The sequence below is a fragment of the Rhodococcus sp. IEGM 1307 genome, from assembly GCF_030056915.1.
GTDB lineage: Bacteria > Actinomycetota > Actinomycetes > Mycobacteriales > Mycobacteriaceae > Rhodococcus_F > Rhodococcus_F opacus_D.
Window position 1 is genome coordinate 17972 of record NZ_JASHKW010000039.1, and the last position, 23347, is coordinate 41318.

General features: G+C 70.7%; 11 protein-coding genes. All 11 read left to right on the plus strand.

The genetic code is table 11. The annotated features are described in order from the left end of the window. A complete protein-coding gene (locus tag QM841_RS41335) occupies positions 1-915 on the plus strand; it encodes an LLM class flavin-dependent oxidoreductase (RefSeq protein ID WP_283336549.1) in 915 nt (304 codons plus the stop codon). Continuing rightward, positions 912-2054 (plus strand): LLM class flavin-dependent oxidoreductase, encoded by a 1143-nt coding sequence (locus QM841_RS41340; protein WP_283336550.1) that lies wholly within the window; start codon positions 912-914, stop codon positions 2052-2054. Before QM841_RS41335 ends, QM841_RS41340 begins: the two co-directional genes overlap by 4 nt. 44 nt (positions 2055-2098) lie before the next feature. After that, the gene (locus QM841_RS41345) at positions 2099-2398 is read left to right on the plus strand and encodes an acyl carrier protein (RefSeq protein WP_105415177.1); all 300 of its coding nucleotides are present in this window, start codon (positions 2099-2101) and stop codon (positions 2396-2398) included. Further along, positions 2395-3492 (plus strand): acyl-CoA dehydrogenase family protein, encoded by a 1098-nt coding sequence (locus QM841_RS41350; protein WP_280779781.1) that lies wholly within the window; start codon positions 2395-2397, stop codon positions 3490-3492. The genes QM841_RS41345 and QM841_RS41350 overlap by 4 nt, the downstream gene beginning before the upstream one ends. Then, positions 3489-4499, plus strand: a complete 1011-nt coding sequence (locus QM841_RS41355; protein WP_283336551.1) for a beta-ketoacyl-[acyl-carrier-protein] synthase family protein — start codon at positions 3489-3491, stop codon at positions 4497-4499. The genes QM841_RS41350 and QM841_RS41355 overlap by 4 nt, the downstream gene beginning before the upstream one ends. Continuing rightward, positions 4496-5548, plus strand: a complete 1053-nt coding sequence (locus QM841_RS41360) for an HAD-IIIC family phosphatase (protein ID WP_349307464.1) — start codon at positions 4496-4498, stop codon at positions 5546-5548. Before QM841_RS41355 ends, QM841_RS41360 begins: the two co-directional genes overlap by 4 nt. Continuing rightward, positions 5545-7116, plus strand: a complete 1572-nt coding sequence (locus QM841_RS41365; protein WP_283336553.1) for an amino acid adenylation domain-containing protein — start codon at positions 5545-5547, stop codon at positions 7114-7116. Before QM841_RS41360 ends, QM841_RS41365 begins: the two co-directional genes overlap by 4 nt. Next, on the plus strand, positions 7103-16249 hold the full coding sequence (locus tag QM841_RS41370) for a non-ribosomal peptide synthetase (protein ID WP_283336554.1): 9147 nt from the start codon (positions 7103-7105) through the stop codon (positions 16247-16249). The genes QM841_RS41365 and QM841_RS41370 overlap by 14 nt, the downstream gene beginning before the upstream one ends. A gap of 20 nt (positions 16250-16269) precedes the next feature. Next, positions 16270-20700, plus strand: coding sequence for a condensation domain-containing protein (locus tag QM841_RS41375; RefSeq protein ID WP_283336555.1), 4431 nt, complete (start codon positions 16270-16272; stop codon positions 20698-20700). Continuing rightward, positions 20697-21557, plus strand: coding sequence for a 3-hydroxyacyl-CoA dehydrogenase family protein (locus tag QM841_RS41380; protein WP_283336556.1), 861 nt, complete (start codon positions 20697-20699; stop codon positions 21555-21557). Before QM841_RS41375 ends, QM841_RS41380 begins: the two co-directional genes overlap by 4 nt. Then, the coding region (locus tag QM841_RS41385; RefSeq protein ID WP_283336557.1) for an AMP-binding protein at positions 21544-23347 on the plus strand (1804 nt) is incomplete at its 3' end. The genes QM841_RS41380 and QM841_RS41385, both read left to right, overlap by 14 nt.

A 23347-nucleotide genomic window follows, 5' to 3' on the forward strand; every position in this document is an offset into this window, starting at 1 on the left:
ATGGCCGAGAAGCAGGTCGTGCTCGGGGCGGCGGCACCCGCGGGCCGGACGGACTTCGCCGTCCTCGCGGATGCCGCCCGCACCGCGGAGCGGGGGAGATTCGACTTCTTCCTCGCCGATGGCGACACCGCGGCGAACGCGCTGGCCGGGTTCACCGACACGGTGGGGCTCGCGGCGACGCTGGACACGACCTCTGCCGAACCGTACGACGTGGCCCGCCGGCTGGCCTCACTCGATCACCTGTCCGGCGGGCGGGCGGCGTGGAACACCTGGGCTTCCGGCGATGAGTGGGCCGCGGAGTTCGTCGACACCGCACGCACGCTGTGGGATTCCTGGGCCGAGGGGGTCGTGACCATCGACCGCGGCGCGGGGCGATTCGTCTCGGATCCCACCGCAGGCGCGTTCTACCACCGGGGCAGGCACTTCGACATCGGTGGACGCTTCACCGTCCCGCGGAGCCCGCAAGCGCAACCGGTGGTGATCGTGTCGGGTGACGGCCCGCAGGCCCGGGATCTCGCCGCCCGGCACGGCGACGTGATCATCGCGCCGCTCGGCACATTCGAGGCAGGGCGCGAGTTCTACGACGACCTTGCACGCCGCACGGTCGAGGCGGGCAGGCCCGCCGATGCGGTGAAGGTTCTGTCCGCCACGACGTTCGTGGGTACCGCCACGTCCGTCGCGGACCGGATCGTCCGCTGGGTCCGCGAGGACGCAGCGGACGGGTTCGTCCTCCCCTCCTCCCTCACCCCGGACGAACTCGCCCTGTTCGTCGACACGGTGGTGCCGTTGCTGCAGGACCGCGGCGTCCTGCGTACCGAATACACCACCGTCGCGCTGCGGCGGCACCTCGGACTCGGTGCCCCGCGCAGCCATCGCGCTGTCAATCCCCGCTCTCTCCAGAAGGTGCCCTCATGACCACTCCGTTGTCCGTCCTCGACCTGTCGCCCGTCAGCGAGGGCACCACCGCCCGCACCGCCCTGCGGAACACCGTCGACCTCGCCCGGCACGCCGAAGCGTGGGGATACAAGCGGTACTGGGTTGCCGAACACCACTTCGTGGGCGTCGCCAGTTCCTCGCCGGCCGTGCTCGTCGGGATCCTGGCCGCGGCAACCAGCACCCTCCGGGTCGGCGCCGCCGCGGTGCAGTTGGGCCACACCACCGCAGCGGCAGTGGTCGAGGCGTTCGGCACCGTCGACGCGCTGTACCCGGGTCGACTGGACCTCGGGCTCGGACGGTCGGGTCAGCGGCGGGCCGAGGCGCTGAAAGCGGTTGCGGAACGCAACAACCAGCCGGCGCCGTCCCGCCGGCAGACGGAGATCCGCGACGGCGTCGTGATCCCGGCGCCGTTCGACCCGTCCGGGCTCCTGCTGTCTCCGCGGCTCACGGCGGCGCAGTCGGTACTGCAGCAGCCGGGCGCGCTGTCGCCCGCATTCGACCAGCAGGTCGACGACATCCTGGCACTGCTCGACGGCACGTACAGCACCCCGGACGGGATCGAGCTCCACGCCAGCCCCGGCGAGGGCGCCGACGTCGAGGTGTGGGTGTTCGGCAGCAGCGCGGGACCGAGCGCCGAACTGGCCGGGCGGCTGGGGCTGCCTTTCGGAGCGAACTACCACGTGAGCCCGTCGACGACGCTCGAGGCGGTCGAGGCCTACCGCGCCGCGTTCCGCCCGTCGTCGCAGCTGCAGAAGCCGTACGTCGTCGTCTCCGCCGACGCGGTCGTAGCGGAGGACGACGCGACGGCGAAGGAACTGGCGTCGACGTTCGCGCACTGGACGCACAGCATCCGCAGCGGCCACGGTGCGATCCCGTATCCCGACCCGGCGCACACGGCACCGCTCGGCGAGGCGGAACGCGCGGCGGTCGAGGACCGGCTGATCACCCAGTTCGTGGGGGCACCGGCCACCGTCGCGGACCGACTCGACAGTCTGCGAAGGCTCACCGACGCCGACGAACTGGCGATCACCAGCGTCACCCACGATCACGGCGACCGCTTGCGCTCCTACGAGCTGCTCGCAGCGGAGTGGGGACTGCCGGGCCTGCTGGCCGCCTGAGGGCACGATGATTGAACGCTGGTCCAAATGGGAATCCCACGCCCATGGACACAGCAAATACCCCTGTGCCCGAGTCCCATGACGAGCTGGTCGAGCAGCTACGGCAGTACCTGAGCTCGATCACGTCGACGGAACTCGGTCCCGACGACGACTACTTCACCCTGGGATTGGTGAGTTCGTTGCGGGCCCTGGAGATCGTCACGTACATCGAGGGCTCCCACGACGTCGTGGTCGAGGTGGAGGATCTCGATCTCGACAACTTCCGTACCGCAGCGCGGGTAGCGGGCTTCATTCGGAGAAAGCGGGGCGAGCAGCTTCGTGCGACGGACGGGGCGTCGCCGTGATCGGTATCGACACACTGGTCGCCTCCGCCGAGACCGACGCCGGCACCTGGGACGAGACCGGACTGCCGGTCGACGTCATCGAGGCTGCCGCGCGGGCGGGAGTCCTCGGGCTGGACCGGACGACGGACTGCCGGGGACTCGGCCTGAACGCGGCCGAACTCGGCTCGGTCGCAGAAAGACTCGGGGCGGTCTGCACGTCGTTGCGTTCGCTGCTGACCGTGCAGGGGATGGTGAACGCCGCCCTCGACCGGTGGGGCACCGCCGAACAGCGGGCACAGTGGGTGCCGGCCCTGGCGACCGGCGAACTCCTCGCCGGATTCGCCGCCACCGAATCCGGAGCCGGCAGCGACCTCTCCTCTGTGACTACCCGTTTCGAGGCGCACGGCTCGGATCACCGGATCTCCGGACGGAAACTGTGGGTCACGTTCGGCGAGGTCGCGGACGTACTGCTCGTCCTCGGCCGGTCGGAGGCCGGGCTGACCACCGCGCTGGTCGAAACGGACGCACCCGGAGTGTCCGTCGAACCGATCCACGGGCAGCTGGGCATGCGCGGTGCCCGGATCGCGCACATCGCGCTGGACGGCGTCGTCGTCCCCGCCGACCACCTGATCGCACCGCCGGGGTTCGGACTGTCCCACGTCGTCGGCACCGCCCTGGACCACGGCCGGTACACCATCGCCTGGGGGTGCGCCGGGATGACGCGCGGGTGCCTCGCCGACGCCGTCGCGCACGCGTCCACCCGGGTGCAGGGCAGCGCCGTGCTGTCCGAGCACGACTCGGTCCGCGCGATCCTCGGTCGCAGCTGGGTCGATGCCGCCGGCGCCCGCGCGCTGTGCGAGCGGGCCGCCGAACAACGCGACGCCCACGAGCCGAGCGCGCTGTTCACGACGATCGCCGCGAAGTACGCCGCGGCCCGCGTCGCCGCGTCGGTGAGCCAGCAGGCGGTTCAGGTGCTCGGGGCCGCCGGGTGCGTTCCCGGCAGCAGGGTGGGGCGCTTCTTCCGCGATGCCAAGGTCATGCAGATCATCGAGGGCGCGACGGAGGTCGCCGAACTCCAGATCGGTGACTACGTGCTCGGGGGAGGTGCGCCATGATGGCCGACCGACCGGTCACAGTCGACTCGGTCGCGCTCTGGTTCCCGGACGACGAGGTGACCGTTGCCGGACTGCCCGAGCTCGACGAATTGCCGATCGCGCAGCGCGAGCACGCATTGTCACTGGGCATCGACACGGTGCGGATCGGAATCGGGCTCTCCGAGGTGGATCTGGCGCACGCCGCGGCGGACGAGGCGCTCCGGAAGGCGGGCCTCGACGCCACCCAGATCGATGCGCTGCTGCTCGTCCAGGGCCGGGTTCCGCAATACCTGCTCGCGTCCGAGGCGACCCGGCTGCAGCACCGGCTCGGCGCGACCCAGGCGTTCACCACCGGTGTGGGGGACCTCGGGTGCGTGTCCGTCTCGGCGGCTTTCGCGCTCGCGTCGGCGTTGCTCCGCGGCGACCCCCGGTGCCAGAACGTCCTAGTCGTCGCGGCGGCGAAGAGCCCGACCCGGTCGCGGTACCGGTCGCCGATGACGCTTCTGGGCGACGGCGCCGCCGCGGTCCTGCTGACGACGTCGGGGACCGGGCGGTACGAACTCGTCGACCAGATGATCCGCAGCGACGGAAAATACGCCGACCTGTTCCACATCGACTACCGCGACGTCCGTGAAGCCGACTGGGTCGAGGAATGCGCCGACGAACCCACGTACTCGTTCCGCCTCGCGGTCGAGAGCCGGAAGCGGTTCACGGAGATCAACGCGGACCTGCTGGCCCGGAACGGGCTGCAGCAGGACGCGATCGGCGTCTTTCTCATGCAGAACCTGTCGCTCGGCGCGTTCACGTTCTGGCAGGAGGCACTCGACGTCACCATCGATCCCGTCTGCCGCGACAACCTGGCCCGGTTCGGCCACCTCGGATCCGTCGACGTCGCGGCGAACCTCGAGCGCGCGGCGTCCGCGCAGGTGCCCGGCGACTACTGCGTGATCATGAACAGCAGCCCGGTCGCGGCCTGGAGCAGCGCACTGCTCCGACGTCTGCCGGATCGACCCGGGCACGGGAAGTGATCGCGATGGGGCAGACGGTCAAGTGCGTGGTCTGGGATCTCGACGACACCATCTGGGACGGCGTCGTCCTCGAACAAGACGCCCCGGTGCCGAAGGCGGACGCCCTCCGCGCCCTGGACGTGCTCGACCGCCGCGGCATCCTGCACGCCGTGGCGAGCCGCGGCGAATACGAACCCGCCGCCGCACACCTGCGCATGCACGGCATCGAGGAACTGTTCTGCGCCGTCGACGTCGGCTGGGGCCCGAAGTCGGAGGCCGTGCGCCGCATCGCGGAGACACTGAATCTGGGTCTCGACACCATCGCGTTCGTCGACAACGATCCCGTCGAGCGGGCCGAGGTGTCCGAGGCGCTTCCGCCGGTGCGTTGCTATCCCGCCGAGCAGATCGCGTCGTTCCCCGACCTTCCCGAGCTGACGCCGCCCGCCGTCACCGAGGAGGCGAGGCAGCGGAGGTCGCTGTATCGCGCCGAACGGATCCGTCAGGTGAGCGAACAGGAGTTCCACGGGTCCAACTCCGAGTTCCTGGCGTCGCTCGAACTGGTCATGACGGTCCGCCGGGCGGCCGAGGACGACCTCGAACGCGCCCACGAACTGACCGTCCGGTCTCATCAACTCAACACGACGGGCCGGACTTTCGGCCTCGACGAACTGCGCCGGCTGTGCGCCTCGGACGACCACGAGGTGCTCGTGGCGTCGCTCGGCGACCGATTCGGCGGGTACGGCACGATCGGTCTCGCGGTCTCGGAGATCCGCGGCGACGATTCCGTCCTGCAACTGCTGCTGATGTCGTGCCGGGTGATGTCCCGTGGGGTCGGGACGGCGCTGATCCGGCACGTCGTCGAGCGGGCACGCGTCCACGGCAGGCATGCGCTCGCCGAGTTCGTGCCGACGGACGTCAACCGGGTGATGCTGGTGACGCTGCGATTCGCGGGTTTCGACGTCGTCGACCCGAACCCCGATCGGATGCTGCTGGTGTGCAATGACGTTCGCAGTGCTGCGGCACCGAACGCCGATCACGTCGTGGTCCTCTCGGAAGACGTGGCGCCATGACAGATGTGGTCGCGAACGGTGGGGTGATGACCGGGATCCTCCGCCAGTGCGTGCGGGTTCCCGGCCGGATCGCGATCGTGGTGGGCGACCGGGCGCTGACGTATCGCGAATTCGATTCGGCGAGCGAGGCACTGGCGCGGCAACTCGCCGCCCTCGGTGTCCGGCCGGGGCAGGTGGTGCTGATCCACCAACGGCAGAGCGTCGAGACGGTGGTGGGGATGATCGCCGCGCTGCGGCTGGGTGCGGCGTGGTGCGTAATCGAGCCCGGACATCCGGTGGGTCAGCTCCGCGCACTCCTCGGCGACATCGACTGCGGTGCCATCGTCTTCGGGTCCGCGGATCCGAAGACGTCGCCGGCGTGGATCCGGGACCTGGCCCGCAGCGCGGTCGGACGTGTTCCCGCACTGCACGACCGGGACGCCGAGCACCGGCCCGTCGCCGAACCGGCCGATCTACCCGAACACGTGCCCGCGGGCACCGCCGCCTACGTGATCACCACGTCCGGGTCGACCGGCGTCCCCAAGGCTGTCGTCGCGAGCCGCGCCAACCTCGCCAGCATGGTCGACGGCCGCAACTACGACTACGACGACGGCGACCTCGTCACGTTCTCCGCGTTCCGCCTCACGTGGGACGGTTCCCTGCTGAAGACCCTGTGGGCGTTGTGCACCGGCGGCACCAGCGTGCTCCCGGACGCTCGCGAACTGATGGACGCCGAGGCCGTCGCCGCGCTCGCCCGGACATGGCAGACCACTCACCTGGTCGCGACCCCCTCGTTCTACCGGCTGCTGCTGCCGCATCTCACCCCGCTGCGCGAGCGTCTGCGATTGGTGACGCTTGCGGGAGAGGCCCTTCCGGGCACGCTCGTCGAACAACATCGTGCGGTGCTGCCCGGGGTCCCGCTGAGCAACGAGTACGGTCCCACCGAGACGACTGTCAGCTGCCTCGCTCATCCGGTGCGCGACGTGCCCGCCTCGATCGCGCCGATCGGCAGACCACTGGGCGCGAGCACGGCCTACGTCCTCGACGCGAAACTGGTCGAGGTGCCGTACGGAGCGGTGGGGGACCTGTACGTCGGCGGTCCGCAGATCTCCGAGGGCTACGCGTCCCGCCCGGCCGCCACCGCGGCCCGCTTCGTCGCCGACCCCTTCGCGGCGCGGCCCGGTGCGCGGATGTATCACACAGGCGACCTCGCACGCGTCGATCCGCACGGCGACATCGAATTCCGCGGCCGGTTCGACGGACAGGTGAAAGTGCGCGGCGCCCGGGTCGAGAGACACGCGGTGGAGGCCGTGCTGGAGAGTCACCCCGCGATCCACCAGGCGGTGGTTCTCGCGACCGCCGACGAACACGGGGAGACGGTGTTGACCGCGTTCTGGGTGCCCGCGGCCGCGGCCACCGTACTGCCCACACCACGCGACCTGATCGCGCACTGCGCCGCGCGGCTCGTCGCGCAGGCGGTGCCCGACCGCTTCCTCGCGCTCGGCGCCCTTCCGCTCGCACCGAGCAGCAAGGTGGACGAGGTGGCGTTGCGCCGGCTGCTGCCCAGCGGAGGTGGTGGCGTTGCGTGAGCACCATACCGAGGCCGCCGGCAGCGCCGAAGCACCGTTCCCGCTGTCGTCGGCCCAATACGAGGCGTGGCTGGCCCAGCAACTGGCCCCCGACGTGCCGCTGTGCATCGCCCAGTACGTGGAGGTGCACGGCGACCTGGACGTCGACCTCCTGCGCGAGGCCACCGTCGCGACCGCCGACGAATTCGGGTCGCCGTTTCTCCGGTTGATCGACCGGGACGGTCAGCCGTTCCAGCTGGTCGATCCGTCGGCGGACCGGTCGATCGGCCTGATGGACTTCCGCGGGGACGCCGAACCGGTGAAGGCCGCCCGTCGATGGATGCGCGCCGACTGCGAGACCCCGCTGGATCCGACGCGCGATCGCCTCGTCGAATCGTCGATTCTTCGCGTCGGCGACGCGCACTATCTGTGGTACAGCAAGATTCACCACGTCGCCCTGGACGGGTACGGTGCGATGACGATGCTCAACCGCATCGCGGCCCGGTACACCGCCGAGGTGCTCGACCGGGAATTGCCGCCCAACGAGGCCGTGGACCCCCGGCATCTGTACGACGCCGATCAGCAGTACCGGTCGTCGTCCCGCTTCGCCGCGGACCGGCAGTTCTGGGCCGAACGGGTCGGCGGCCTCGGACCCGGATCAAGCCTGGCCCGACGGACGGGGCCCGCGGTCGCCACGAGCACCGACGTCACCGCGCCCCTGCCGGACGCGGCGGAGCGGGCACTCGGCGACGCCGGCGCCCACGGGACCGCGAAGATCGTCGCCGCGTTCGCCTGCTACCTGTCGAGGACGACGGGACACCGGGACGTGCTCCTGAAGGTCCCGGTGTCGGCGCGCACCACCGCGACCCTGCGACGGTCCGGCGGAATGGTGGCGGGCGTCGTGCCGCTTCCCGTGCAGATCCGCCCCGGGGACACGGTGGGGCAACTGGTGGAGCGGGTGCAACTCGACCTGATGGGCGTGCTGCGACACCAGCGTTTCGGGCTCGGCGACATCCGGCGCGACGCGGGCGCCGGTGCGGCGCAGTCGCTGTCGGGTCCGATGGTCAACGTCATGCTCTTCCACCAGGAACTCGTTCTGGGGCCGCTCGTCGGCGAATACCACATCGTCACGTCCGGGCCGGTCGAGGATCTGCTCGTCAACGTGTACCGGAGCGGCACACCGGTCCGGACCTTCGTCCACTTCCTGGCGAACCCCAACCGGTACGACGCCGACGAGGTCGGCGCGCATCACCGGCAATTCCTGGAACTGCTCGGCGACTTCGTCACGGCCGACGCGGACGCCGCGCTCACCACCGTCCACGAGGAGACGGCCCAGCTCGACTTCTGGACGCGCACACTGGCGGACGCGCCCCCGGTGCTGGACCTGCCCACCGACCGCCCGCGGCCCGCACGGCCGTCCCACCGCAGCGCCGCCGTCGACGTCGCCCTCGGCCCGGATCTGCGGCGCACGCTCGACGCGTTCGCCGCCGCACACCGCACGGACGCCGCCACCGTGACCCATGCGGTGCTGGCGCTGGTGCTGGCACGGTCGGCCCGAACCGACGACGTCGTCATCGGCAGGCGGACGGACACCGACCCGGTGGTGCTGCGGACCCACGTGCGCGGCTCGGATCGCGTCGACCAGTACGTCGGCACCGTGCGGGACGCCGACGCGGAGGCGTTCGCCCACCGCGGCGTGCCCGCCCGGCGAATCGTGGACGCGCTCGACCCGCCGCGGTCCGGGTCGCACGCACCGCTCTTCCAGGTGCTGCTCGAATTCTCGGACCCCGGAGGAGAACTCGGCGACCTCGATCTGCGCGTGACGGTGTCGGACACGACGGCCCGATTCTCCTACGCGACAGACCTGTTCGACGCCGCCACCGTGGAGGGAGTGGCTCGGCGGTTCGTGCGGACCGCCGAGGCCGCCGCCGCGGATCCGTCCGTCGTGATCGGCGACATCGACCTGGTCGAACCGGCCGAACGCGCTGTGCTGGAGGACTGGTCGACCCGTCCGGCCGATGCCGCCGAGCAGACGACACTCGGTGAGCTGTTCGCCGCCCGGGCAGCGCGGACACACGACGCCACCGCCGTCGTGTCGGGTGGCGAGCGCCTGAGTTACGCCGACCTCGACGCCCGGTCGAATCGGCTTGCACGGAAACTGCTCTCGCAGCGAGTGGGCCCGGAGTTCTCGGTCGCGGTTGCGATGCCGCGCTCGGCGGCGCTCGTCGTCGCGCTCGTGGCGGTCGTCAAGGCCGGGGCCGTCTACGTCCCGATCGACGCGGATCATCCCGGTGAACGGTCGGCGCTCGTCCTCGACGACGCCGACCCGGTGTGCATTCTGGCCACCCGGGACACCGAACGCGCGCTGCCGGCGTCGGACGTCCCCGTCCTGCTCCTCGATTCGACGGACACGGATCCCGGCGGCATCTCCGCGGACCCGCTGACCGACGCGGAACGGCCACCGGTCGATCCGGACTCGTTGGCCTACGTCGTCTACACGTCGGGATCGACGGGACGTCCGAAGGGCGTCGCGGTGTCGCACCGCAACGTAGTCTCGCTCTTCACGAGCACCCAGGATCTGTTCCGGTTCGGGGACACCGACGTGTGGACGATGTTCCATTCCCCGGCATTCGACTTCTCGGTCTGGGAGTTGTGGGGCGCGCTGCTGCACGGCGGGACGCTCGTCGTCGTCGACTTCGACACCACCCGATCGCCCGCCGCGTTCCTCGCGCTGTTGCGCCGCGAGCGGGTGACGGTGCTGAGCCAGACGCCGACGGCGTTCTCGCAGTTGATCGAGGCCACCGATACGGAGGACGGCGCGAGCCCACCGCCGCTGCGCTACGTCGTGCTCGGCGGCGAGGCGCTCGACTTCGGGCAACTCGAACGCTGGTACTCCCGCCACGGCGAGGACGCACCCGTGCTGGTGAACATGTACGGCATCACCGAGACGACGGTGCACGTCACGCACCTCCCGCTCGGCCGCGGACTCGCCGCCACCGCGTGGACGAGCAAGGTGGGGCGGCCGATTCCGGGATTCCGGGTGTCGGTGCTGGACGCGCGGCTGCGTCCGGTGCCGGTCGGTGTGGCCGGCGAACTGTACGTGGCGGGACCGCAACTCGCGCGCGGCTACCTGGGCCGCGCCGGGCTCACGGCGGCCCGCTTCGTCGCGGATGCGTCGGGCGCCCGGATGTACCGGACCGGGGACGTCGTGCGGTGGCGACGCGATGGGAGTCTCCACTACCTCGGACGCGACGACCTGCAGGTCGAGATCCGCGGATTCCGGGTGGAACTCGGCGAAATCGAATGGGTGCTGGGCCGGTGCGACGGGGTCGCGCAGGCGGTGGTGACCCTGCACGAGGATCCGGTGACCGGCCCGGCACCGGCGGCGTACGTCGTGCCCGACGCGGGTGCGATCGTCGACACGGAGGCCGTGCTGGAATTCGCCGGAGGCGCGCTGCCGTCGTACATGGTCCCGGCGTCGGTGACGATCCTCGAACGGCTGCCGCTCACCGTCAACGGGAAATTGGACCGGGCGGCGCTTCCGGCGCCCGTCGCAGCCTCTCGCGCCGAATTCGTGGCACCGGGCACTCCCGTCGAAGAGTCGCTCGCGGTCATCTTCGCCGCGCTGCTCGGCGTGCCCGCGGTCGGGATCGACGACGACTTCTTCGCGCTCGGCGGCAACTCGCTGACCGCGGCGAAGGTCGTGGCGCGGATTCAGGGTGTGCTCGGTGCGGGTGTGGGAGTGCGCGACGTCTTCGAGGCGCGGACGGTGCGGTCGCTGGCGGCTCGGGTGGGCCGGGCGGCCTCGGCGGACCGGCCGCCGCTGGTGGCGACGGACCGGTCCGCGGCGGCGCCGGTGTCGCTCGCGCAGACGCGGATGTGGTTCCTCGACCAGTTCGACACGACCTCGCCCGCCTACAACATCGCGGCGGCCTTCCGGTTGCGCGGCCCTCTCGACGACGCGGCGCTGCTCGCGGCGCTGACGGACGTCGTGGACCGGCACGAGGCGTTGCGAACGGTCTTCCCGATGCGGGGGGACACGCCGGTGCAGTCGGTGATCCCGGCGTCGGCCGCGGTGCCCGCCCTCCGCGCGGTCAGGGTGTCGGGGGAGAGCGACCTGCGGGACCGGCTCGCGGCGGCGCTGTCCGCGGGCTTCGAGGTGACCGCGCAGGTTCCGTTGCGGGCGCACCTGTTCGAGGTCGGTCCGCATGATCACGCGCTGGCCCTTGTGGTCCATCACATCGCGGCGGACGCGCTGTCGCTGGGCCCGCTGGCCCGCGACATCACCTCCGCGTACACCGCCCGGGCGCGGGGGGACGCGCCGGACTGGGTGCCGCTTCCGGTGCAGTACGCCGACTACAGCATCTGGCAGCGGGCGCTGCTCGGATCGGAGGACGATCCCGGCTCCCTGATGTCCCGCCAGCTCGGGTACTGGCATTCCGCGCTCGCCGACGCGCCGGTGGTGACGGACCTGCCGATGGACCGCGCACGTCCCGAACACCGGTCGCTCGCCGGCGCGCGGGAGTCGTTCGAGATCGGGGACCGCCTGCACCGGAAGGTGGTGGCCCTTGCCCGCGAACACGATGCGACCGTGTTCATGGTCACGCACGCCGCGTTCGCGGTCCTGGTGTCCCGCTTGGGAAGCACCACCGATGTGGTGATCGGATCCGCGGTGGCGGGCCGCGGCGAGGCCGTCCTCGACGACGTGGTGGGGATGTTCGTCAACACCCTGGCACTGCGCACCCCCGTCCACGGCGCCGACTCGTTCACCGCGCTGCTCGCCGCCGTGCGGGACTGCGATCTGGAGGCGTTCGCGCACGCGGAGGTGCCGTTCGAGCGGGTGGTCGAGGCGCTCGCTCTGCCGCGCACCACGGCCCACGCGCCGTTGTTCCAGGTCCTGTTCGAATTCCAGGACGTCGTGCGGCCCACTCCGAGCCTTCCGGAACTGGACGTGGAGGAGATCGACCTCGGTGTCTCCGTCTCCACGTTCGACCTGCAGCTGACCCTGGCCGAACGATTCGGGGAGGGCGGGGAACCCGCCGGAATCAGCGCCGGATTCACCTATGCCACCGACATCTTCGACGCCGCGACCGTCCGCAAGTTCGCCGAACGATACGTGCGGCTCCTCGACGCGGTGGTCGCCGACCCGGACATTCCACTGGCCCGATTCGATCTGCTGTCGCCCGGCGAACGCGAGGCCCTCGTCCCGGTGCGCGGGCGGCCCACCGGCACGACCCGGCTGCTGCCGGAGATCCTCTCCGCCGCGGCCGCCCGGGACCCGCACGCCGTCGCGCTGTCCTACGGCAACGCGGTCATGTCGTATCGCGAACTCGACGACTGGTCGAACCGCCTGGCCTGGGTGTTGATCCGCCGCGGAATCGGACCGGAGGACCACGTGGCGATCGGGCTCGTCCGGTCGGTGGAACTGGTGGTGTCGGTGTGGGCGGTGGCGAAGTCGGGTGCGTCGTTCGTCCCGGTGGATCCGAATCTGCCGCCGGGGAGGATCGCCGACATCCTCGCCGACTGCGGGGCGGTGGCGGGACTCACGGTCGCCGAACAGCGCGACCGGATGCCCGACGGTGTGGAGTGGCTGCTCCTCGACTATCCGGGTCCGACGCGGCGATGGGAATCCCATCCGATCACCGACGACGACCGGGTCGTACCGCTGCGACCGGGCCATCCGGCGTATCTGATGTACACGTCCGGGTCGACGGGGGCACCGAAGGGCGTCGTGATCCCCCATGCGGGGCTGCAGAACTTCACGATCGATCAGCGCGCCCGGTACGCGACGACGAATGCCTCGCGCGTCCTGAATCTCGCGTCACCCGGGTTCGACGCGACGATGCTCGAATACCTCATGGCGTTCGGTGCCGGTGCGCGACTGGTCATCGCGGCGCCGCACGTGTACGGCGGCGCCGCACTGACGGAACTGCTCGCGGCCGAGCGGATCACGCACGCGTTCGCCACCCCCGCGGTCCTGGCCACCATCGACCCGCGGGGTCTGCGCCTGCTCCGCGCGCTCGTCGTCGGCGGCGAACGCTGCCCGCCGGAGTTGCTGGCCCGCTGGGCGTCCGGGCGCACCCTGCTCGTCGGCTACGGCCCGACGGAGACGACGGTGATGTCGAACATCGGCGACCCGATGACACCCGGCGACCCCGTGCGGATCGGTCACCCGATGCGCGGTGTCCGCGAACTCGTCCTCGACGAGTGGCTGCGTCCGGTGCCGGTCGGTGTGGTGGGTGAGCTGTACGTGCTGGGGGAGGGTCTGGCGCGCGGCTACCACCGGCGGGCAGGAACCACCGCGGCCTCGTTCGTGGCGAACCCGTTCGACCACCCGGGCTCACGCATGTACCGCACCGGCGACCTGATGCGCTGGACGATGGAAGGCCGGCTGGAATACCTGGGCCGCAACGATTTCCAGGTCAAGTTGCGCGGCCAGCGGGTCGAACCGGGGGAGGTGGAGGCGGCGCTCACCCGCTGCCCTGGTGTCGCGCAGGCGGTGGTCGTGGTGCGCCGCACGCCCGCGGCCGAGGCGGTCCTCGCCGGATACGTCACCGCGGAGGACGGCGCGGACCTCGACACGACCGAGGTGCTGCAGTTCGCCGGATCCGTGCTCGCACCGTTCATGGTGCCGGCCTCGGTGACGGTCCTCGACCGGCTGCCGCTCGGGGCCAACGGCAAGGTCGACCGGCACGCACTGCCGGACCCCGAATTCGCGCCCCGCATCTTCCGTGCACCCGGCACACCGTTCGAGTCCGCGGTGGCCGACGTGTTCGCCGAGGTTCTCGGCACCGGCGTCGTCGGAGCAGACGACGACTTCTTCGCGTCCGGTGGCAACTCCCTGACCGCGACGCAGGTGGTCGCGCGGATCAACTCCGCGCTCGGCACGGACGTCGGTGTGCGGGACGTGTTCGAGACCCCGACCGTGCGGGCGCTCGCGGCACGGATCGCGCGCGAGAGCGCGGGCGGCGACGCCCGGCCCGCGGTGACGGTGCCCCGGCGCCCCGACCCGGTGCCGCTGTCCTGGGCGCAGCACCGGATGTGGCTCCTCAATCAGTTCGACCCGTCCTCGCCCGCGTACAACGTCGCGATGATCGTCCGGCTGTCGGGTGACCTCGACGTCGACGCACTGACCGCCGCCCTCGCCGACGTGGTGGACCGGCACGAATCGCTGCGCACCCGGTACCCGTACGGCGAATCGGGACCCACCCAGGTGATCGTCGGTGCGGGCCACGTCGCGCAGCTCACCGTGTCGACGTCCGACGATCCGGTACGCGACCAGATCTCGGCACTCGTGTCCGCGGGTTTCGACGTCGCCACCGAAGTCCCGATGCGGGCAAGGCTGTTCGAACTCGGCGACCGGGAGCACGTCCTCGTCGTCGTGGTGCACCACATCGCGGCCGACGGGTTCTCGATGGTTCCGCTCGCCCGCGACGTGATGACGGCCTACACCGCGCGGTCCGAGGGCTGTGCGCCGGGATGGGAGCCGCTGCCGGTGCAGTACCCCGACTACGCCGTGTGGCAGCGAGAACTCCTCGGTTCGGAGGACGACGCCGACTCCCTGCTCTCGCGGCAACTGGACTACTGGCGATCCGCTCTCGCCGATGCGCCGGCCGTGACCGACCTGCCCACGGACCGTGACCGCCCGCCGCGGCGCTCTGCCGCCGGCGACCGGGTGACGTTCGGGATCGGCGCCGACCTGCACCGGGACACGGTGGCGTTGGCGCGGACCCGGCGGTGCACCGTGTTCATGGTCGTGCACGCGGCGCTCGCCGTGTTACTCGCACGGTCGGGCGGTACCGGCGACGTGGTGATCGGGTCGCCGGTCGCCGGCCGCGGCGAGGCCGTCCTCGACGACGTGGTGGGAATGTTCGTCAACACCCTCGTGCTGCGGACCGACGTGTCGGGGACCTTCGACGAACTGCTCACCCGGGTCCGGGAGACCGACCTCGCGGCCTACGCCCACGCGGACGTGCCGTTCGAGCGGGTGGTGGAAGCGCTGAACCCGCCTCGCTCCCAGTCGCATTCACCCCTGTTCCAGGTGTTGCTCGAGTTCCGGAACACCGAACACCCCGACCTCGCCCTCCCGCACCTGGAGGCCGAAGTCCTCGAACCCGACGTGGAGGTGTCGCTCTTCGACCTGCAGCTGACGGTGCGGGAGAAGTACGACGAGTGCGGAACACCGGAAGGGATGACCGCGGGATTCACCTACGCCACCGACCTCTTCGATGCGGCGACCGTGCAGGCCCTGGCCGATCGGTTCACCAGGATCCTCGCCGCAGTCGTCGCGGATCCGAGTGTCGCCGTCGGAGACGTCGACGTGCTGGCCCCGGACGAACTCACCCGGATTCGCGAGTGGAGTGCGGCGGCCGAGACCGTGGTGCTCGATCCCCGGTTGCAGCTCACCCCCGAAGGCGTGACCGGTGCGGTGTACGTGGCCGATACGCGGGACCACCAGGCCTCGGCGCGGGTGGCGGCCACGACGTTCGTGGCGAATCCGTTCGGCGTCCCGGGCTCCCGGATGGTCCGGACGGGCGCACTCGCGCGGTGGAACCGGTCCGGACGACTGCTGAGCGTCGGCGCCACCGGATCTCCGGCACGGTCGGTCACCGACGTCGTGGAGAGTCACCCGGCGGTCCGCGAAGCGGTGGTCCTCACAACCGCGACCGGTGTCACCGCCTTCTGGGTCCCGGCGGCCGCGGCGGCCGTGCTCCCGATGGCCGAAGACCTGCGGGAGTTCAGCGCCGGACGGCTCGACGCCCGATCGGTCCCCACGCGGTTCGTCGCACTCGGCGCGGTCCCGCGAACGCCGGACGGCGAGGTGGACGAGAACGCGCTGCGCACGCTCGTCTCCGAGACGGAGCCTGCGCGCGGCGAGTCGCGGCAACGCTGGACCGCGCTGCAACGGTCGGTCGCCGAACACTGGGCGGCCGTGCTGGGCCACGACGACTTCGGTTCCGAAGACGGGTTCTTCGACGTCGGCGGCAACTCGCATCGCGTCGTGGAACTGCAGCGTCGTCTCGACGAACAGTGGCCCGGGGCTCTGCGGGTGGGCCAGCTGTTCGACCTCGTCACCGTGGCGGCGCAGGCCGAGGCGATTGCGCAGTCCACCGACACGAGCGAGGCGTCCGCGCCCGCCACCTACGAGTTCTGACCAGCAGGGAGGAGACAACCGTGAGCGTGCGACATCCCACACCGGGTGACGACGACATCGCCGTGGTCGGCATCGCCGCGCGCTACCCCGAGGCCGCGAACCTGGCGGAGTTCCGCGCCAATCTTGCGGCGGGCCGGGACTCGGTGCGCCCGCTGTCCCGGTCACGGGCAAAGGCGACCGGGCTGGGGCCTCCCTCCCACTACCACGCGATGGGTTTCGTCGAGGACATCTCCACGTTCGACTACACCTTCTTCACCCTGTCGAAACGGGAAGCGTCGCTGATCGACCCGCAGCAGCGTCTCGCACTGGTCCTCGCGTATCAGGCGGTCGAGGACGCCGGTTATTCGGTGGCCGAGTTCCGCGACAGCGCGACGGCGGTGGTGTTCAGCGCCGCCACCTCGACGTATCCGGCGATGTGGGCGGAACCGGGTGTGCTGAGCACACTGGGCAACGTTCCGTTCGCCGTGCCGGCCCGGATCGCGTACCAGCTCGGCCTCACCGGACCCTGCTACGCCGTCGATTCGGGGTGCAACGGGTCGCTGATCGCGGTGCACCACGCCTGCCGGGAGCTGCGGTCGGGTGACGCCGATTTCGCCCTCGCGGGTGGAGTCAGTCTGCGCGTGAACGGCCTCCGCGCGGACATGGCGGAGGGATCCGCGGAACTGATGTCACCCGGCGGGCGTTGCCGCGCGTTCGACGCGAACGCGGACGGCACCGCGGTCGGGGAGGGTGGGGCGGCGCTTCTCCTCACCACGATGGCCCGCGCCCGTGCGGATCGCGTCCCGGTCCACGCCGTGATCCGTGGCACCGCAACGGTGTCCAGCGGTCATTCGTCCGCAACCATCAGCTCCCCGAGCGCGCGGGCGCAGGTGGCCGTCATCTCCCGGGCCTGGCAGAAGGCGGGTCTCACCCCGGACGATGCCGGGTACCTCGAGGCCCACGGATCGGGAACTCCACTGGGCGACGCGGTCGAACTCGAAGGGATCACGACCGCGTTCCGGGACCGTTCAGGCGTCCTGCCGATCGGTTCGGTGAAGACCAACATCGGTCACCTCGACCACGCCGCCGGGGTGTCCGGCCTCGTGAAGGCGATCCTGAGTGTCGAGCACGGCGAGTTGTACCCGTCGCTGCACTTCGACCGACCCACCGGCGGAGTCGACCTCGCGGGCAACGGAATCGAGGTGGTCACCGATGCCCGGACGTGGAGCGACGAGACCGGTCCCCGGCGGGCCGGGGTGAGTTCGTTCAGCCTCGGCGGCATCAACGCACACTGCGTGGTGGAACAGCCGCCGGAGCGCGCCGCCGGATCCCGCGCGGGCACGACAACTCGGCTGGTCGGGGTGTCGGCGAAGAGCGTGGGCGCCCTCGCGACGCTGTGTGCCGAACTGGGGACGGCCGTGCGCGGGCACGACCTCGACGATGTGGTGTTCACCCTCAATCGCGGTCGCCCGCACCACGACCACCGGGTGGCGGTGCACGCACGCAGCATTGCCGAACTCTCGCAGTCGCTCGCTGCGCGCGCCGCCGAACTGGGTGCCCGCGGCGAGGACTCCGCACCGCCCACCCGGCAACGCCCCGCCGTGGCGTTGCTGCTGTCACCCGACCGGATGCCACCCGCACTGCGCGGCCGCAGCCTGCCGTCGGGGCTTCCCGCCACCGGCGACGAGGCGGACCTCCTCGCCGGCCAGATCGCCGTCCACCGGGACCTCCGCGCCGCCGGGGTCACCGTCGACGCCGTCCTCAGCGGTGGCGTGTCCCGGTACGCGGCCCGGTATGTGCGGGACACACTGTCGGCGGTGGAGGCCGCCGACATCGCCGCCGCAGCCGCGGACCCCTCGATCGACACGGACCGGCTCGTCGCCGTCGCGAAGGGCATGCTCGCGGACGGACCCGTCGTCTTCGTGGAGCCGAGCCCGGAGGGACGCCTCGGGGCACTGCTCGCCGATGCCCTCCGCGACACGCCGGACGCCGACATACTCCGCGCGCCGGACACGTCCGACGCGGTCACACACCTCCTCGCCGGGCTGTACGAGCGCGGAATCGACCTCGACTGGGCAGCCGTCGACCGCGGTGACGACTCCGCCTGGCGAGTGCGACTACCCGGACACCCACTGCGCGGTTCGCGGTGCTGGTTCGACCTCCCGGGTCGACCCGACTGGGCCGACGCCCCGGACAATCCGTCGGCGGAACCGAGCCCGCAATCGGCGACGGCCGCGCCGGAAGACAGCCTCGACTGGTTGCAGACGACACTGCGCGAGTTGCTTCACAGCGAAAGGGACGTCGGCGCCGACGACGACTATTTCGACCTCGGTGGAAACTCGCTCATCGGCATGCAACTCGTCGACCGGGTGTCGGACCGATACGGGGTCCGGCCCAAACTCATCGACCTCTACGAAAGGCCGAAGGTCGCAGACTTCGCCGCACTCCTCGCGGCCGGCACGTCCGCGTCCGGTGGGCTGCCCCCGATCGTGCCGCGGGGGCGGCACGTGATGTCGTTCGGTCAGGTACGCATGTGGTTCCATCACCAACTCGACGCCGCGACGACCATCTACAACCTGCCGATGGTCAGCGAATTGCACGGTCCGATCGACGAATCCGCCGTCCGGGGTATGTGGGACGATCTCGCCGCACGGCATCGGGTGCTGCTGTCCAACTACGTCGAGGTGGACGGGGAGCCGGAACTGCGGATCCGCGAATCCCTCGGCGACTTCTTCCGCACCGCCGACGTGTCGGGCGAACCGGATCCGGTGGCCGCGGCCCGGGCACTCGTACACGAGGTCGCGGTGGCGCCGTTCGATCTGGCCACCGACCCGCTGGTGCGGGCACTGCTCATCAGGATCGGCCCCGACGAACACGTCCTGCAGGTCACCACCCACCATTCCGTCAACGACGGGGGTTCGCCGCGGATCTTCGAGCAGGAACTGCCCGCCCTGTACGCGGCACACCGAGCCGGTCGCCGTGCCGATCTCGCCCCGCTCCCCATCGAGTACTGGGATTACGCCCTGTGGCAGCGGGAACTGATCGCGAGCGCCGCGCTCGACTCCGAACTCGAATACTGGAGAACCGTCCTGGAGGACGTTCCGCTGCTCCGGCTGCCCACCGACTTCCCGCGCCCGGAGCGGAAGAACTTCACCGGCGCGTTCCACACGTTCACCGTCTCCGAGGACCTGACACGGAGGCTTCGGGCCGTGGCGCGGAGGGAGTCCGTGTCGCTGTTCGTGGTGCTGCTCTCCGCGTTCTACCTCCTCATGGCGGGCCGCAGCCGCCAGCGCGACCTCGTGGTCGGGACACCCACGACCGGACGCAACCGGCCGGAACTGTCCGGCATGATCGGGTACTTCAACAGCACGGTGGCGCTGCGCGCCGACCTGTCCGGGGATCCGACCGTCGCGGAGTTGTGCGCACGCGTGCGTGATGTGGTGCTCGGTGCCCTCGAACACCAGGAGATCCCGTTCGACCGCGTCGTCACCGCACTGACCGGCGACCGGGACCTGAGCCGGACACCCCTGTTCGACGTCTGCCACGTCCACCAGGAACTGCCGGCGCTGCAGTCGCAGCAAGGACTCACCGAGACGCTGTTCGACCAGGAGGATCCCGCGGCCATCGCGTTCGGCGGGGTGCCGTCCGGCACGGCCAAGTTCGATCTCACCCTCGTCACCACGGAGCGGGGCGGCGAGGACGGCATGGCGGCCGGGCTCGAGTTCAGCACGGAATTGTTCACCGAGCAGACTGCCGTCGCGTTGTGCGCCGAGTACGTTCGCATCCTCGACGGTGTCGCGGATTCTCCGCGTACACAACCCATTTCCGTGTTCCTGAACGACGCGGCGCCGGCGCCGATGTCGCGATTGGTGGCGCCGCCCCTGGTCCCGGCGGATCGGCCGCGGCAGCCCTCGAACGGTGCGGAACCGCTGCGCTATTCGACCGCACGGGTCACGGCGACGCTCGACGGACAGCCGGGCCACCCGGAACTGCTCGCCGCCTGGCTCACGCTCCTCGCCTGGTACACGGCGCAGGACGAGGTGGCGGTGGGCACGGCCGCAGGACCAGAGGCATCGCCGCGGATCGTGGCCGTGGACCTGTCCGGCGACCCCACCTACCCGGAACTGGTGGAGACCGTACGCCGGGAGCTGTCTTCGGGCAGTCGCGCGGCCGATACGGCGACGCAGCACTTCCCGGTGCGCTACGACGGGGAGCGCGACGACAATCCCGAGCGGGCAGACCTGTCACCCGTCGAACTCGGGCTGTCGTGGACCCGCGGCCCCACAGCCCTCACCCTCGAACTCGACTACGCCACCGACCTCTTCGACCGGACCACGGCCACCGCGATGCTCACCGACCTCCGGCGGCTGCTTGCCGGACTCGTGACTCATCCCGACCTGCCCACCCAGGAGGTGGCGATGGAGTACGTGCACCAGGACGACACAGGCTTTTCGACGGAGGCGGCGCGATGAGTGAAGGCAGTGCGATGAGCGTCGGTGTGGTGGGGGCGGGGACCATGGGCGCCGGGGTGGCCGAATGTCTCGCGCAGGCCGGCCACGACGTGATCGTCGTCGACCCCGACCCGCAGGCCGTCGAACAGGCGCGATCTCGGATGCGCGACTCGCTGCGGCTCGCGATACTCCTCGGCCGGGCCGGTGGTCCGAAACCCGCCGAGGTCACCGCGCGGGTGCACTGGACCGGGCAGCTGACCGATCTGCGGGACGCCGCCGTCGTCATCGAATGCGTCCCCGAGCGAATCGACCTCAAGGAGAAGGTCTTCGCCGAACTGGACCGTGTGTGCGCACCCGACGCGCTACTCGCGTCGTGTACCTCCGGCATCCCCGTCGACCGACTCGCCTCGAGTACCACGAGACCGGAACAGGTTGTCGGACTGCACTTCATGAATCCCGCCCCGCTCAAGGACACCGTCGAGGTGGTGCGGGGGCCGCGGACGTCGCCGCAGTCGCTGGACCGTGCGCTGACGCTCCTCGCCACACTGGACAAGACCGGCATCGTCGTCGGCGACGGACCCGGATTCCTGCTCAACCGTGTCCTCATGCTGTGTATCGCCGAGGCGGCAGCCGCGCTCGGCGACGGTATCGCCGACGCGGAGACCACCGATGCGTTGTTCGAAGGCTGCCTCGGCCATCCGATGGGACCACTGCGGACCGCGGATCTGATCGGCCTGGACAACGTCAACGACACGATGACCGCGCTGCGCGAATTGACCGGCGACGATCACTACCGCCCGCCCGAGTCGCTCGTCGCCCTGGTCGAGGCCGGTCATCTCGGGCGTAAGACCGGGCGAGGATTCCATGAGTACCGGTGAGGTGCTGCCCCTCACCTACGACCAACTCGCGGTGCTCCGTGCCGGGGCACACGACGCCTCCTTCGGTCAGTATCTCGAACTCGACGGGCCGCTCGACGAAGACCGACTCTGCCGGGCACTGCAGAAGACGTTGGCCGAATGCACCGGCCTGCACAGTACTTTCGTGCTCGACGGCCCGGAACCCGGCCAGGTCACCGGCGCCGCGGTGACCGGCCCGGACGTCCTCGACGCCGCTGGGTCCGACGATCCCGGCCGACTCGTGACGACGTGGATCGACCACGAGCTGAACCGGCCCATGGACCCCGGCACCGGACCGCTGTACGTGCACGTCCTGTTCCGGCTGCCGCACGGCGGATACGGGTGGTTCCAGCGTTACCACCGGCTGGTGAACGACGAACCGGGCATGACGGCGATCGTCCGCCGCGCCGCCGAGGCCTACGAGACGGGGGACGCCGCTCCCACCTCGCCGCCCGAGTCCCGGCCGTTCGTGTCGCCCTCCGTCCCGCTGACCGCGGATGCGCGATACCGCGAGAGCGCCGCGTGGGCGGACGACCGCCGCTACTGGGAGCACCTGCTCGCCGGAGCGCCGCGACACGAGACCCCGCCCGGACCGATCGCCGAAGGGGAGAACCTCGGCTCGTTCACCATTCCCGCCGACGGCGCGCTCGTGCGGCTCGCACGCCGCAGCGGTGGTGGTCCCGACGCCGTTCTGCTCGCCGCGCTGGCGGTGTACTGGCACAGCCGCACCGCCGTCGAAGACGTGCTGGTCGGGCATCGGTCGCACGGGTCCACCACACCCGTGAGGCTTTCCCTCGCACCGCAACTCACGTTCGACGCGCTGACACGGCACGTGGGTCTGCAACTGCGAAGATCCCGACGACACCGGTACCTCGTTTCCGAAGATGGTGCGGCGGACTCCTGGCCGGTGGCGGGCGGCATGCGGGAACCGCTCGGCGTCGAGCGCATCGGTGAGGGTGCTGTCGCCGTCGTGAAGCGATGGGACTCCGGCGGCGACGGGATGGTCGTGGAGGTCGACGACCGCGACGGGTCCTGGACCGTCGACGTGCACGGTCCCGGCGACGCGCAACGTGTCGCCCACATTCTCGCCGCCGCGATCGGGGCACCGGATGCGCCGCTCGCCGGGCTGGATGTGTTGGGTTCGGGTGAGCGGGGTGTGTTGGTGCCGGTGCGGGGTGGGGTGGGTGTGGGGGTGCGGTTGTTGCCGGAGATTTTGGCGGGGGGTGTGGGGTTGGGTGGGGGTGGGGTGGCGGTGTCGTGTGGGGGTGTGGAGTTGTCGTATGGGGAGTTGGATGAGTGGTCGAATCGGTGGGCGCGGGTGTTGATCGGGCGGGGTGTGGGTCCGGAGTTGGTGGTGGGGGTGGCGGTGCCGCGGTCGGTGGAGTTGGTGGTGGCGGTGTGGGCGGTGGTGAAGTCGGGGGCGGCGTTCGTGCCGGTGGATCCGGGGTTGCCGGAGGTGCGGGTGCGGGAGTTGTTGGTGGATTCGGGTGCGGTGGTGGGGTTGTCGGTGTCGGGGGTGGTGTTGCCGGCGGTGGTGGAGTGGTTGCGGGTTGATGATGTGTCGGTGGTGGCGGGGGTGTCGGGGGGTGTGGTGTCGGATGGGGAGCGGGCGGGGCGGTTGGTGGGTGGGTGTGCGGCGTATGTGATGTATACGTCGGGGTCGACGGGGCGTCCGAAGGGGGTGGTGGTGACGCATGGGGGGTTGGCGAATTTGGTTGAGGAGGTGCGGGTTCGGTTTGGTTTGTGGTCGGGGTGTCGGGTGTCGCATGTGG